The sequence below is a fragment of the Frigoribacterium sp. Leaf8 genome, from assembly GCF_001421165.1.
In the GTDB taxonomy this organism is placed as follows: domain Bacteria; phylum Actinomycetota; class Actinomycetes; order Actinomycetales; family Microbacteriaceae; genus Frigoribacterium.
This window is the reverse complement of record NZ_LMKB01000005.1, coordinates 62,366-76,076: the sequence shown is the minus strand read 5'-3', so window position 1 is coordinate 76,076 and position 13,711 is coordinate 62,366. Positions and strand designations below refer to the sequence as shown.

Below are 13,711 nucleotides of genomic sequence, written 5' to 3'. Positions count from 1 at the left end.
ACCTCGTGCATCTGTTGGATCGTGTGATCGTGGTCTGGGTCGTTCTTCTACACCGTAGAGGAGCGGGGCCCGGTCGGGCCGGGATCGTGCCGTTCGGGCGCTGCAGTGAGCCTACCCTGTCGTCCACGGACGACGTGGTCAGCCGAAGGTGCGGAGCCCGGAGGCGACGCTCATCAGGATGATGACGGCCAGCATGATGATGCTCCAGCCGAAGTCGAGCGCGACCGATCCGAGGCGCACGGGGGGCAGGATCTTCCGCACGCGGCGGATGGGCGGGTCGGTCACCGTGTAGGCCACTTCGGCGATGACGAGCACCGGCCCCTTGGGGCGCCACCCGCGGCTGAACGACTGCGCGAGGTCGAGCACGAAGCGGGCCCACATGAGCAGGAAGAAGATCAGCAACGCGTAGTACGCGATCGTGGCGATCAGGTAAGTGATCATCGGGGGGTCATCAGCTCACACGAGTCGGCGCGAGGAGACTCGCGGACGGGCAGGTCGTCACGTCGACGCAGAGAAGCCGCGACGACGGGCTCGTCACGACTGGGCGAAGAACGACGCTTCGATGTCGGATTCTACCTCAGCCTGATCACCGCTCACCGCGATGTGCGCCGGCGACAACAGGAAGACCTTGTTGGTCACGCGCTCGATCTTGCCGTACAACCCCTGCGAGAGACCGCTGGCGAAGTCGACTAGACGACGGGCGTCCGCCTCGGTCATCTGTGACAGGTTGATGATCACCGGGATGCCGTCACGGAAGCTCTCGGCGATCGCCTGGGCGTCCTTGTACTCGCGGGGGTGGACGGTCAGGATCTCGTTCATGTCGTGGGGCACCGTGTTCTTCGGGGTCGAGGAGCGACGCAGCGGCGTCACGGGGGCGCGGGTGGGCGCGGGGGCGGCAGCGGGAGCCGAGTGGACCGGGGCGACGGGAGCCGGAGCCTGGGCGGCCGCCTGCGGTCGCGGCGACTGCTGGGGCTGCGCTCGTTCGTGAGGCTGCTCGTCGTACTCGAGCTCTTCGTCGGCGAGGCCCAGATAGACCATCGTCTTGCGCAGCGGGTTGGCCATGGTGTTCCTCCGAGTCAGTGGATCGTCAGGACCGACATTAACGAGCATCGGGCCGAGAACCCGTGATTGCCGTGCCGATCCGTAGGTGTGTCGCGCCCTCGGCGACGGCCTCGGCGAAGTCGGGAGACATGCCGGCCGAGATCGCGTCGGCCGAGGCCTCGAGGGACCGCACCCTCTCGGAGACCGCACGGAGGCGCGCGAAGGCCGGACGCGCCTCCTCACCCAGGGGGGCCACGGCCATGACGCCGCGCAGTCGCAGCCCCGGGGTCGAGAGCACCCGCTCGGCGAGCCGCTCGACCTCGTGCTCGGCCACTCCCCCGCGGCCGGGGTCGTCGGTCAGGTTGACCTGGACGAATCCGTCGACGAGGGACCCGGAGTCGTCCGAGAGCGCACCGACGACCGAGTCACGGTCGAGCGAGTGGACGGCGTTCGCGTAGCGCCGGGCCTGGCGCGCCTTCTTCGACTGCAACTGGCCCACGAAGTGCCACCGGAGTCCGTCGAGGTCGTCCAATTCGACGGCCTTGGTCTGCGCCTCTTGGTGACGGTTCTCGCCGACGTCGCGGACCCCGAGGGCGTACAACGCCCTGATGAGCCCGGGCGGATGGAATTTCGTGACGACGATCGTCGTGAGCTCGCCCGGAGAGCGTCCCACAGCGGTGCAGGCGTCGTCGACGGCCGCGGCGACCCGGGCGAGACGCTCGCCCAGGTCGCCGTCGACGTCCGTCGGATCGGTCACGCGTCGTTACTTGAGGAAGTCCGGGACGTCGAGGTCGTCGTCACCGTCGTCGAAGGCCGGGTCGACGGCCTGGGTCGCGGGCTCTTCGGGCCGCTTCCACGCGGCGGGCTCGTGCGTCGCCCCGCTGTCGGCGATGGCCGAGACACCGGCGACCGAGGTCGCCGTGGGGCCGTCGGAGTCGACGAAGCTCGACCGGCGATCTTTCACCTTCGTCGAGGGCTCACCACCGTCGAACCCCGCCGCGATGACCGTCACGCGGACCTCGTCACCGAGGGTGTCGTCGATCACGGCACCGAAGATGATGTTGGCCTCGGCGTGGACGGCCTCCTGCACCAGGCGCGCCGCATCGTTGATCTCGAAGATGCCCAGGTTGGAACCGCCCTGGATGGACAGCAACACCCCGTGTGCGCCGTCGATGCTCGCCTCGAGGAGCGGAGACGCCACGGCCAGCTCGGCCGCCTTGATGGCGCGGTCCGCGCCCCGCGACGATCCGATGCCCATGAGGGCCGAACCGGCACCCTGCATGACCGACTTGACGTCGGCGAAGTCGAGGTTGATGAGACCGGGCGTGGTGATCAGGTCGGTGATGCCCTGGACACCGGCGAGGAGCACCTGGTCGGCCGTGCCGAAGGCCTCCACCATGCTGATGCCGCGTTCGCTGATCTCGAGCAGGCGGTCGTTGGGGACGACGATGAGGGTGTCGACCTCGTCCTTCAGGGCGGCCACGCCGGCCTCGGCCTGGGCCTGACGGCGCTTGCCCTCGAAGCCGAAGGGCTTGGTGACGACACCGATGGTCAGTGCGCCGATCGACTTCGCGATGCGGGCGACGACCGGGGCCCCGCCCGTGCCGGTGCCACCGCCCTCGCCGGCCGTGACGAAGACCATGTCGGCACCCGCGAGGGCTTCCTCGATCTCTTCGGCGTGGTCCTCCGCCGCGCGGCGTCCGACCTCGGGGTCGGCACCGGCGCCGAGGCCCCGGGTGAGTTCGCGACCGACGTCGAGCTTGACGTCGGCATCGCTCAACAGCAGCGCCTGGGCATCCGTGTTGATGGCGATGAACTCCACCCCGCGGAGCCCGAGTTCGATCATGCGGTTGACGGCGTTGACGCCACCGCCGCCGACACCGACGACCTTGATCACGGCTAGGTAGTTATGGTTCGTTGTCACGTCCGGGCCTCCGCTTGAACCTTAACTCTGCAGTTGAAGGTTAAAGTTGTACATGGTATGCAAGTTCTGCAGTCACAAGGTATGGGTGCGCCGCAGGCGCTGTCGCCAGGGTGGCCAGCGTGTCGCGAACACACCCTCTCATCTCGTCCTGATGATCCCGTTGTCGGGCGCGGACACGTCGTACTCGACGCTCGCGCCCGGGTCGCGCCGGGCCTGGTCGGCGATGAGTCCGGTGAGCACCTGGGCCTTCTTCGCCGACTCGTCGGCGCTGCCCCAGACGACCCGCTCACCCGAGGTGAGTTGCAGGGTCACGTCGTCGGCCGTCGACGCCGTCACGGTGTCGACGGTCGAACGCAACGTGACCGGCAAGGCCAGCAGCACCTCGGCCACCGAACGGTACGCGGGGCCGTCGAGGGCTGCTCCCCCGACGTCGACCAGGGGTACTCCCTCTTGCCGGGCGTCGAGCGTCTGGACCACGACGCCAGCCGGGTCGACGAGGTCGAACCCCTCCCCCGCGGCGACCGTGGCGACGGGCTGCCGCTCCTGGATGCGCACGACGAGCGTGTGGGGCGGAGCGGTCTCGGTCACGTAGCTGGCGATCAGGGGGAACGCCCCGAGCTCGCGGGTGACCTCGTCGAAGTCGATGAGGGCGAGGGGCGTGCCGAGCTGCCCGTCGAGGGCGGTCTGCACGGCCGCGGCGTCGACGCGGTCCGTCCCCTCGACACGGATGGTCTGCAACGACAGGAGCGGCGTGAACACGGCGACCGCGACGGACGCGACGAGGAGGAGCACGACGGCCCCGAGCGACACCAGGGTCGCCCGACGGTGTCGGCTGCGACGCGTGAAGCGACGGACCTCGACGCGCTCGACGCGCCTCCGTTCGCTCGACGCCCGACGCGCCTGCCGGCGTGCCGCGACGGCTCGCGACTTGGCCTCGGCGGCCGTGCCGTCGGGTGCCACGATGCGCGGAGGCTCGGAGCCCCGAGGTGCGACCCGCCCGGGGTGATCGCTCGCGTCGGAGGTCGAGGGCTTCGTCAGGCGGTCCCGCCAGGCCGCGGGGGCTCCGGTGATCGACCCGAGGCGGCCCTTGAGCGACGACGGGGACGACGGATCGGATGCGTCGGCGTCGGCCGCCCGCGAGTCACCGGCAGCACCTCGGGGAGGCCGCGAGGCACCGACGACGGGGACGGGCCCGGTGGCCTCCGGGTCCCGTCCCCGACGGCGTCGGTTGGGCGCCGCCGGAGGAGTCGGGGTGTGTTCTGGTTCGTCGAATCCGTCGGGCCGCTTCATCGGAGGGCCCCCGACACCACGGACCTGTCGTGACGAGTCACTCCGCGGAGTCCTCCGCGACGGCGACGACGGGTTCGTGGGCCGCGTCGAGTGAGCCGAGCAGTTGCGGCACGATGCGGTAGACGTCGCCACAGCCGAGCGTGATGACGAAGTCGCCCTCTCGAGCGACCTCGGCCGTCCGGTCCGCCGCGGCCTGCCAGTCGGACACGAAGTCGACGCGGTCGGGGTCGGCGAAGCGTTCGGACACCAGCGCGCCGGTGACGCCGGGCTCGGGGTCCTCGCGCGCGCCGTACACGTCGAGCACGATGGTGTGGTCCGCGAGTCGCTCGTAGGTCTCGGCGAACTCGCCGGCCATCATCCGCGTGCGGCTGTAGAGGTGGGGTTGGTGCACGGCGATGAGGCGCCCGTCGCCGACCACGGAACGCGCCGCCTGCAGCGCGGCGGCGACCTCGGTGGGGTGATGGGCGTAGTCGTCGTACACGCTGACGCCCCGCACGACGCCGTGCAGTTCGAACCGCCGCTCGGTGCCGCCGAAGGTCTCGAGACCCGCGATGGCGGCCTCCGCGTCGACGCCCAGGCCGACGAGGACCGCGAAGGCACCGGCGGCGTTGACGGCGTTGTGCCGCCCGGGCACGCGCAACTGCACGGGCCACGAACGACCCTCGGCGTGCAGGGTGAACGAGACCGGACCGGTCGTGGCGACGTCGCTCAGGCGGACGTCGGCGTCGGCGGCCTCGCCGAAGGTCACGACGCGCGGGTGGTCGAGGCGTTCGGTGACACGGACGGCACCGTCGTCGTCGCTCGAGACGACGACGAACTCGCGCGCTGCCGACGCGAACCGGACGAAGGCGTCGTCGAACGCCTCGTGCGAGCCGTAGTGGTCGAGGTGGTCGGCGTCGACGTTCGTGATCAGGGCGACCGAGGTGTCGTAGAGCAGGAACGAGCCGTCGGACTCGTCGGCCTCGACGACGAACAGGTCGTCGTCACCGCCACGGGCGCTGACGCCCAACGACTGGATGACCCCGCCGTTCACGAAGCTCGGGTCGTGCCCTGCGGCGAGCAGGGCGGTGACGATCATGCCGGTGGACGTGGTCTTCCCGTGCGCCCCGGCGACCGAGACGAGCCGCTGCTGCCCGACGAGCCAGGCGAGCGCCTGCGAGCGGTGCAGGACGGGCAGTCCCTTCGACAGCGCGAGCTGGTACTCGGGGTTGTCCTGCCAGAGGGCGCCGGTCACCACGAGCGTGTCGGCGTCGCCGACGTTGGCCGCGTCGTGGCCGATCGCGATCTCGGCGCCTGCCGCCCGGAGCGACTCGACGGCCGCGCTGTCGCGGGCGTCCGACCCGGTGACACGGTGGCCGGCGGCGAGGAAGACCCGGGCGATGCCGCTCATCCCCGAACCGCCGATGCCGACGAAGTGGACGGCACCGAGTTCGGCGGGGATCGGCTGGTCGAGGTCGGGTTTGATCATGATGTCTCGCTGAGGTCGGGGTTCGGGGAGGACGAGGAGGCGAGGCCCACGGCGTCGAGGACGAGGTCGACCGTGCGGTCGGTTCCGTCGCGCACCCCGACCGAGGCGGCGCGGACGGCCATGTCCGCCACGACGGCCCGGTCGAGCAGCAGGGGGACGAGCGTGCGCTCGACCCAGGCGGGCGTGAAGTCGGCGTCGGCGACGAGCAGTGCTCCCCCGGCACCGACGACGTCGGTGGCGTTGTGTCGCTGTTCGCCGTTGCCCACCGGGTACGGGACGAGCACCGAGGGCAACCCGAGCGCGGTGAGCTCGCTGACCGTGGCCGAGCCGGCCCGGGAGACGACGAAGTCCGCCGCCGAGAGCGCGAGGTCCATGCGGTCGCAGTACCGGAGGAGGTGGTGGCCGTCGAGGTCGGTCGAGGTGAGATCGGACTTCTCACCCGTGATGTGCAGGATCTGCCAGCCGGCGCCGAGCACGCCGACGGCCGCCCTCGACATGGTCTCGTTCAGCCGCCGCGCACCGGTCGAACCACCCGTGACGAGCAGGGTCGGCCGCGCCGGGTCGAGGCCGAAGGCCGCGACGGCCTCGTCGCGGTGGGCCCGTCGGTCGAGGGACTCGATCTCGTCGCGCAACGGCATGCCGACCTGCCGTCCGCCCCGGAGTCGGGTGGAGCGGAAGACGACGCCGACGTGGGACGAGAGGAACGAGCCGAGGACGTTCGCCATGCCGGGTTTCGCGTTGGCCTCGTGGACGACCACGGGCACCTTCGACCGCCAGGCCGCGACGTAGGCCGGGGCGGCTGCGTAGCCGCCGAATCCGACGACGACGTCGACGTCGTGCTGTGCGAGCAAGGACCGGATGCCGTCGATCGCGCCGGCGAGTCGGCCGGGGAATCGCAGCGCCGCCGCGGAGGGCTTGCGGGGGAAGGGCAGCCGCGGCACGGTGAGCAGTTCGTACCCGCGTTGCGGGACGAGCCGTGCCTCGAGCCCCTCGGCGGTGCCGAGCACGAGCACGGTCGCGTCGGGCTCGCGCCGACGGAGCCGATCGGCCACGGCGAGGAGGGGGTTCACGTGCCCGGCGGTGCCACCGCCGGCGAGGAGATACGTCGTCACCGCAGAGACCCTACCCGCTGTCGCGGGAGCCCCTGCGGCGTCGCGGACTCTTCGGGCACCCGGGCGAACGAGAGCACGACGCCGATGGCCACGAGCGTGACGATCAACGCCGATCCACCGGCCGAGATGAGCGGCAAGGGGACGCCCAAGACGGGCAGCAGCCCCAGGACGACCGCGATGTTGACGAGCGCCTGACCGATGATCCACGCCGTGATGGCCCCGGTCGTCACACGGACGAAGGGGTCGTTCGTCCGGCGGATGATCTTGACGAAACCGACGGCGAGGACGATGAAGAGGGCCAACACGACCATCGCTCCGATCAATCCGAGCTCTTCGCCGATGATGGCGAAGATGAAGTCGTTGTCGGCCTCGGGCAGCCAGGACCATTTCGACTTCGAGTTGCCGAGACCGACGCCGAAGAGTCCCCCCGAGGCCAGCGCCCACGTTCCGTGCAGGGTCTGCCAGCACTCGGCCTGGTACTGGCTCGAGTCCGAGCAACCCGACAGCCACGCGGCGATGCGTGAGTTGCGCGAACTCGACCCCTGGGCGATCAGGGGCACGACCACCGCGAGGAACGCGAGGGGCGCCAGCAGGTAGCGCAGCCGGACGCCGGCGAACCAGACGGCCGCGAAGACGAGCAGGAGCATGATCATGGTCGTCCCGAGGTCGCCACCGAGCACGACGAGGCCGATCGCGACGCCGGCCACGGGCACGAGCGGGATCGCCAGGTGCTTCCAGTCGTCGAGCAGGTCGCGCTTGACCGAGAGGATCATGCCGAGCCAGATCGCCAACGCGAGCTTGACGGCCTCGGAGGGCTGCGCCGTGAACGAGCCGAGGTCGATCCAGTTGCGGTTGCCGCCGATCTCGTAGCCGAGGGGCGAGAAGACGAGCAGTTGCAGGACGATGGTCGCCCCCAGGACGTGCCACGCCCAGCGCTTGAGGAACGACACCGGCAGCCGGGACACGATGAGCATGAGCGGGATGCCCACGGCCGCGTACGTGCCCTGTCGGATGAACGCGCCGAAGAACGACGTGTGTCGTGACGAGATGTACTGCTCGACCGAGGACGACGAGAGCACCATGACCAGCCCGAGCACGACCATGAACAACGTCGTCCCGAGGATGACGAAGTACGAGCCCGTCTCGGCGGCGAAGAGCTTCTTGACGCGGACGACGGCGCCGGCGGTGCGCTTCGAGGAACCCAGGCCGCTCGAGGCGTCGTCGGTCGGTCGGACGGGCCCGCAGCGCGTGCGGCTCGACTCAGTCGGCCGACGGCGCGGGAGGCTGGACGGCGGGTTGGCCATCGACGTCACCCCTCAAGTGTTCGTGTACGGCCTGGGCGAAGGATCGCCCTCGGGCCGTGTAGTCGGTGAACTGGTCCATGGACGCCGCCGCCGGGGCGAGGAGCACGGTGTCCCCGGGACGGGCCACGCTCGCGGCGAGGCGCACGGCCGTCGGCATCACCTGCCCAGTGTCGGTGGCGTCGACCTCGAAGACGGGGATGCCGGGCGCGTGTCGGGAGAAGGCCCGGCGGAGCGGCTCACGGTCGACGCCGACGAACACGGCCGCCCGGACGGCGTCCGTGGACTCGAGGACGAGCGGCTCGACGTCGACGCCCTTGAACAGGCCTCCGACGATCCAGACGACCGACGGGAAGGACGTCAGGGAGGCGCGCGCGGCGTGCGGGTTCGTCGCCTTGGAGTCGTCGACCCAGGTCACGCCGCCGGACTCGGCCACGACCTCGGTGCGGTGGTGGTCCACCGCGAAACCGGCGAGGGCGTCGCGGATCGAGACGGGAGCGACGCCCACGGCACGCACGAGCGCGGCGGCGGCGAGCACGTCCTCGACGAGGTGGTCGGCGCCGAGGCCGACGCCCTCGAGGGCCTCCCGGGTGGTCAGTTCGAGCGCTCGCGTGTGGCGCTCGGCGAGGAAGGCGCGGTCGGCCAGGACGGAGACCCCGTCGCCGGTCACGATGCCGACCTCGCTGGGCCCCGGGGCGTCGAGGCCGAAGCCCACGGCGCGGCAGCCCTCCTCGACGTCGGCTTCCTCGACCATGCGCAGGGTCGCCTCGTCCGCCTTGTTGTAGACGCACGCCACGACCGTGTTCTCGTACACCTTGGCCTTCGCGGCACGGTAAGCGTCCGCCCCGCCGTGCCACTCGAGGTGGTCCGCCTCGAGGTTGAGACACACGGAGGCCCGGGGTCTGAGGGCACCGGCTCCCCCGGTCGGCAGGTAGTGCAGTTGGTGGCTCGAGAGCTCGACGACGAACAGGTCGAAGCCGTCGGGGTCGCGCACCGCGTCGAGGACGGGGACGCCGATGTTGCCGCAGGCCGCCACGCGGCGACCGTCGGCGCCGGCCATCGCCGACGCCAGCTGCGTCGTCGTGGTCTTGCCGTTCGTCCCGGTGACGAGCACCCACTCGGCCACGCGCTCGACCTTGTCGCGTACGCGCCAGGCCAGCTCGACGTCACCCCACACGGCCGTCCCCGAGTCGACGGCCCAGCGGACCAGGGGGTGGTGCGGGGCGAAGCCCGGGCTGGCCACGACGAGGTGCGCGTCGAAGGCCGTGAGCGTGGCCGACGGTGTGTCGGTGGACTCGACCTCGTCGAGACGTGCCCCGATCAGCTGCAGCAGCTCGGCTTTGTCGGCGTCGACCGCGGGGGCCACGACGAGGACGTCGGCGCCCAGTTCGGCCAGGGTGTCGGCCACCGAGAAACCGGTCGCGCCGAGCCCGAGGACGGCCACGCGCAGGCCCGACCAGTCGGCGTGCCAGCTGTCGAGCCCGGCGAGCCGCTCGGCGAGGGGGGCGGTGCTGCCGTCGCTCATGAGGTGCGGAGGATCCATTCGAGGTAGAAGGTGCCGACGCCGGCGGCGACGAAGAGCCCGGCGATGATCCAGAAACGGACCACGACGGTCACCTCGGCCCAGCCCTTGAGTTCGAAGTGGTGGTGCAGGGGGCTCATCAAAAAGATCCGCTTGCCCTTCGTGATCTTGAAGTACGCCCGCTGCAGGATCACCGAGCCGGTGACCACGATGAAGAGACCACCGATCAGCACGAGCAGGAGTTCGGTGCGGCTGAGGATGGCCAGGGCGGCCAGCGCCCCGCCGAGGCCCAACGAACCGGTGTCGCCCAGGAAGATCTGTGCAGGCGAGGTGTTCCACCAGAGGAACCCGATGAGGCCACCGCAGATGCAGGCGGCGACCACGGCCAGGTCGAGCGGGTCGGCCACCTGGTAGCAGGCCGCCCGCGTGGCCTCGTCGAGGCGCACGCTCGTGCAGAGCTGGTTGTTCTGCCAGAAGCCGATGAAGATGTACGACGCGATCGCGAGGATGGAGGCGCCCGTGGCGAGACCGTCCAGGCCGTCCGCGACGTTCACGCCGTTGGAGGTGCTGACGGTGATCAGGACGACCCAGATCAGGAACAGCCCGCCCCCGACGATGGTGCCGAAGAACATGAAGTCGAGCCAGGGGATGTCGCGCAGGCCCGAGATCATCGTCGACGCGGGGGCGAGCCCGCGATCGTTCGTGAACGAGAGCGCCAGGACGGCGAACACCGCCCCCACGACGACCTGCCCGGCGATCTTCGCCCACCCGCCGAGCCCGAGGCTGCGCTGGTTGCGCACCTTGAGGAAGTCGTCGAGGAACCCGACCACGCCGAGGCCGACCATCATGAACAGCACGAGCATGCCGCTGAGGGTGAGCTCGTCCCCGCCGACCAGGTGACCGATGAAGTAGCCGAGCACGGTGCCGATGATCAGGACGATGCCGCCCATGGTCGCCGTGCCGCGCTTGGTGTGGTGCGACTGCGGGCCGTCGTCGCGGATGAACTGACCCCACCCGAGACGGTGGAAGAGCTTGATGAACGCCGGCGTCATCAGCAGCGTGAAGGCGAGGGAGAACCCACCGCCGATCAGCAGCGCGATCATGCGGTCACCCCGGCCAGGCGGTCACCCAGGAGGCGCAGGCCGGCCGATTTGGACGACTTCACGAGGACGACGTCCCCGGCTCGCAGGGTGCCCTGCAAGAAGTCGTACGCCTCGTCGATCGTGTCGACCAGCACGCTTTCTCCGTCCCACGAGCCTTCGAGGCCCGCCGCCATGTGGATGTGTCGTGCTTCGTGGCCGACGACCACGAGCTGGCCGACGTTGAGCCGGACGACCAGGCGGCCGACGCGGTCGTGCTCGTCACGCGCGTACTCGCCGAGCTCGGCCATCTCGCCGAGCACGGCCACCGAGCGGTGGTCGGGGCCGGTGATCTGGGCGAGGGTCTTCAACGCCGCGGCGACCGAGTCGGGACTCGCGTTGTAGGCGTCGTTCACGACCGTCACGCCGCCGGGCGCGTCCAGGACCTCCATGCGCCAGCGCTCGGCCCGTGTCACGCCCTCGAGGACCGTCACGGCCCGATCGAGGTCGACGCCCCATTCGCCGACGACGCTGAGGGCCGCCAAGGCGTTCATCACGTGGTGCTCGCCCAAGATGCGCAGCGACACCCGGCGGCTCACGTCGCCGTGCTCGAAGGTGAAGGAGGTGCCCGACGCCGAGACGTCGATGTCGGACGCCCGGTAGTCGGCCGAGGGACCCTGACCGAAGGTGACGACCCGTGCGGCCGTCACGGCCGCCATGCCGGCGACGCGGTCGTCGTCGGCGTTGAGGACGGCCGTCCCCGTGGCGGGCAGGTCGGTCACCATCTCGGCCTTCGCCGCACGGGTGCCCTCGATGCCGCCGAAGCCGCCCGCGTGGGCGAGGCCGACCTTGAGCACGACCCCGGTGTCGGGACGGGCGATGTCGACGAGCCGGGCGATCTCGCCCGGGCCGCTCGCACCCATCTCGACGACGAGGTACTCGGTGGTCTCGTCGATGCGCAGCATCGAGATCGGGGCACCGACGTGGTTGTTGAACGACCCCTGGGGGGCGACGGTCGGCGCGACGTCGCCCAGTACCGCGCGGAGCATGTTCTTGGTGCTCGTCTTGCCGTTGGAACCCGTGACGCCGACGACCTTCAAGCGTCCGAGGCGCCGGACGTGGTCGACGACGGCGGCGGCGAGTCGGGACAGCGCGACGACCCCGTCGTCGACGACGACGAGCGGTGCGGTCGTCTCGAGTTCGCGCTCGGCGACCACGAGGGCGGCGCCGTTCGACGTGGCGGCATCGACGAAGAGGTGCCCGTCGGTGACCTCACCGCGCAGGGCGAAGAAGATCGACCCCGGGGTGACCAGACGCGAGTCGGTCTCGACCGTGCCGTCGACCGGGGTCGCGACCCGCGCCTCCTCGGGGTGGACCAGGCGCCCGCCGGTGATGTCGGCGATCTGGCGAGGCGTGAGCGCGATCACTCGGACCACCCGGCCTCGCGCAGGGCGGCACGGGCCTCGTCGCGAGCGGAGTACGGGGTGCGCTCACCACGGATGTCGCGGTAGTCCTGGTGGCCGGGGCCGGCCCAGAGGATCGAGTCGCCTTCTCGGGCCAGGGCCACGGCCGCCCGGATGGCAGCCTCGGGCGGGCTCACCTCGTGGATCTCGTGCTCCGGGTACGCCTCGCGGGCGGCGTCGACGAGCGTCTTGCGGATGGAGGCCGGGTCTTCGAAACGGGGGTGGTGGTCGGTCACGACGAGGATGTCGGAACCGGCCGCGGCCACCCGGGCCATCTCGCCGCGTTTCGTCGTGTCGCGGTCGCCGTCCGCACCGAACAGCATGATGACCTTGCCGGGTGTGAAGGTGCGCACCGCGGCCAGGGTGGTCAGGAACGCGTCGGGGCTGTGGCCGAAGTCGACGTAGACGCTCGGGCCGGTGTCGCCGGACACCCGCTCGGTGCGCCCGGGCAGGTACGCGACGATGCCGCCGTCGGCGTCGAGCGCCTGGCCGATGGCCTCGAGCTCGAAGCCCGCCTCGACCAGCATGACGATCGCCAGGGCCGCGTTCGCGACCATGTGCCACCCGATCAGCGGGACGCGCGTCACGAGCGAACGCTGCTCGGGGCCCGACAGACGGAACTCGGTGTAGGCGGCCTGCTCGTCGAGGATCTGGACCGTCCAGTCGGCCTCGACGTCGGGGAGGATCGTGATCGTCGTCAGGGGGATGCGGGCGTTGTCCACCACGCGTTGTCCGTAGGGCGAGTCGAGCGAGACCACGGCACGACGGGCACGGTCGGGCTGGAAGAGCGGCAACTTGGCCTGGAAGTACTCCTCCATGTCGGCGTAGTCGTCGAGGTGGTCGTGGCTCAGGTTCGTGAAGGCGGCGACGTCGAAGACGAGGCCGTCGACGCGGTTGCGGCTGAGTGCCTGGGCACTGACCTCGACGGCCACCGCGCGCACCTCGCTCTCACGCATGCGGGCCAGCAGGGCGTGCATCTCGCTGGCCTCGGGGGTGGTGAGGCGGCTGACGACGGTGAGGTCGCCGATGTGGCGCTCGGCCGTGCTGCTGAGGCCGGTGACGAGGCCCAGCTGTCGCAGGACGCCTTCGAGCAGGTACGAGGTGCTGGTCTTGCCGTTGGTGCCGGTGACCGCGAGGAGGAGGGGTGCGTCGTCACTGTCGGTGCGGTAGATCCATGCCGAGAGCTCGCCGAGGGCCGCCCGGGGCGAGTCGACGAGGACGACGGGGAGACCGCTGGACCGGGCCAGCTCGGCCCCCGCGGCGTCGGTCAGCAGTGCGACCGCGCCACCGTCACGTGCCTGGTCGGCGAACTCGGCTCCGTGCCGGTGCGCACCGGGCACGCCCACGTACAGGTCGCCGGGGTGGAGGTCCGCCGTGCTCAGCGTGATGCCGGTGATCTCGATGCCGTCGAGGGAACCCTCGTGCTCGAGTCCGAACTCGCTGACCAGTTGGGCGAGTGACCTCGCCGACGGATGTTCCGGTCGAAGGACCGGGGGGATCCGGGCGCTCAA

12 protein-coding genes are annotated in these 13,711 nt (G+C 70.7%); all 12 read right to left on the bottom strand.

All coding sequences use genetic code 11. The features are described from left to right. Window positions 1–138: 138 nt before the first annotated feature. The 12 genes from ASL10_RS05130 to ASL10_RS05075 all read right to left on the bottom strand — a co-directional run bounded on the left by ASL10_RS05130 (window position 139) and on the right by ASL10_RS05075 (window position 13,711). Window positions 139–441 (bottom strand): YggT family protein, encoded by a 303-nt coding sequence (locus ASL10_RS05130; protein ID WP_056045042.1) that lies wholly within the window; start codon window positions 439–441, stop codon window positions 139–141. Between the two features lie 93 nt (window positions 442–534). Beyond that, entirely contained in the window at window positions 535–1,062 is a 528-nt protein-coding gene (locus ASL10_RS05125) for a cell division protein SepF (RefSeq protein ID WP_056045041.1), read from the bottom strand. Between the two features lie 37 nt (window positions 1,063–1,099). Continuing rightward, on the bottom strand, window positions 1,100–1,798 hold the full coding sequence (locus ASL10_RS05120; protein ID WP_056045038.1) for a YggS family pyridoxal phosphate-dependent enzyme: 699 nt from the start codon (window positions 1,796–1,798) through the stop codon (window positions 1,100–1,102). A gap of 6 nt (window positions 1,799–1,804) precedes the next feature. Beyond that, window positions 1,805–2,965, bottom strand: a complete 1,161-nt coding sequence (gene ftsZ, locus ASL10_RS05115; RefSeq protein ID WP_043594926.1) for a cell division protein FtsZ — start codon at window positions 2,963–2,965, stop codon at window positions 1,805–1,807. A gap of 138 nt (window positions 2,966–3,103) precedes the next feature. Continuing rightward, window positions 3,104–3,925, bottom strand: coding sequence for an FtsQ-type POTRA domain-containing protein (locus ASL10_RS05110; RefSeq protein WP_056047382.1), 822 nt, complete (start codon window positions 3,923–3,925; stop codon window positions 3,104–3,106). A 367-nt stretch (window positions 3,926–4,292) separates the two neighbouring features. Beyond that, window positions 4,293–5,723 carry a UDP-N-acetylmuramate--L-alanine ligase gene (gene murC, locus ASL10_RS05105; RefSeq protein WP_056045036.1) on the bottom strand — a complete coding sequence of 477 codons (1,431 nt, stop codon included), beginning with the start codon at window positions 5,721–5,723 and terminating at the stop codon, window positions 4,293–4,295. Continuing rightward, window positions 5,720–6,835 carry a glycosyltransferase gene (locus tag ASL10_RS05100; protein WP_056045034.1) on the bottom strand — a complete coding sequence of 372 codons (1,116 nt, stop codon included), beginning with the start codon at window positions 6,833–6,835 and terminating at the stop codon, window positions 5,720–5,722. Before ASL10_RS05100 ends, murC begins: the two co-directional genes overlap by 4 nt. Further along, window positions 6,832–8,139, bottom strand: a complete 1,308-nt coding sequence (ftsW, locus tag ASL10_RS05095; RefSeq protein WP_056047380.1) for a putative lipid II flippase FtsW — start codon at window positions 8,137–8,139, stop codon at window positions 6,832–6,834. Before ftsW ends, ASL10_RS05100 begins: the two co-directional genes overlap by 4 nt. After that, window positions 8,096–9,661: a UDP-N-acetylmuramoyl-L-alanine--D-glutamate ligase gene (gene murD, locus ASL10_RS05090; RefSeq protein ID WP_056047378.1), complete on the bottom strand. Its 1,566-nt coding sequence runs from the start codon at window positions 9,659–9,661 to the stop codon at window positions 8,096–8,098. Before murD ends, ftsW begins: the two co-directional genes overlap by 44 nt. Beyond that, a complete protein-coding gene (gene mraY / locus ASL10_RS05085) occupies window positions 9,658–10,761 on the bottom strand; it encodes a phospho-N-acetylmuramoyl-pentapeptide-transferase (protein ID WP_043594922.1) in 1,104 nt (367 codons plus the stop codon). Before mraY ends, murD begins: the two co-directional genes overlap by 4 nt. After that, window positions 10,758–12,164, bottom strand: coding sequence for a UDP-N-acetylmuramoyl-tripeptide--D-alanyl-D-alanine ligase (gene murF, locus ASL10_RS05080; RefSeq protein WP_056045033.1), 1,407 nt, complete (start codon window positions 12,162–12,164; stop codon window positions 10,758–10,760). Before murF ends, mraY begins: the two co-directional genes overlap by 4 nt. After that, window positions 12,161–13,711 carry a Mur ligase family protein gene (locus tag ASL10_RS05075; RefSeq protein WP_056045031.1) on the bottom strand — a complete coding sequence of 517 codons (1,551 nt, stop codon included), beginning with the start codon at window positions 13,709–13,711 and terminating at the stop codon, window positions 12,161–12,163. The genes murF and ASL10_RS05075 overlap by 4 nt, the downstream gene beginning before the upstream one ends.

Coding starts and splice junctions, on each gene's coding strand:
- ASL10_RS05130 (WP_056045042.1), bottom strand. CDS start 441: ATGATCACTTACCTGATCGCCACGATCGCGTACTACGCGTTGCTGATC.
- ASL10_RS05125 (WP_056045041.1), bottom strand. CDS start 1,062: ATGGCCAACCCGCTGCGCAAGACGATGGTCTATCTGGGCCTCGCCGAC.
- murC (WP_056045036.1), bottom strand. CDS start 5,723: ATGATCAAACCCGACCTCGACCAGCCGATCCCCGCCGAACTCGGTGCC.
- ftsW (WP_056047380.1), bottom strand. CDS start 8,139: ATGGCCAACCCGCCGTCCAGCCTCCCGCGCCGTCGGCCGACTGAGTCG.
- murD (WP_056047378.1), bottom strand. CDS start 9,661: ATGAGCGACGGCAGCACCGCCCCCCTCGCCGAGCGGCTCGCCGGGCTC.
- mraY (WP_043594922.1), bottom strand. CDS start 10,761: ATGATCGCGCTGCTGATCGGCGGTGGGTTCTCCCTCGCCTTCACGCTG.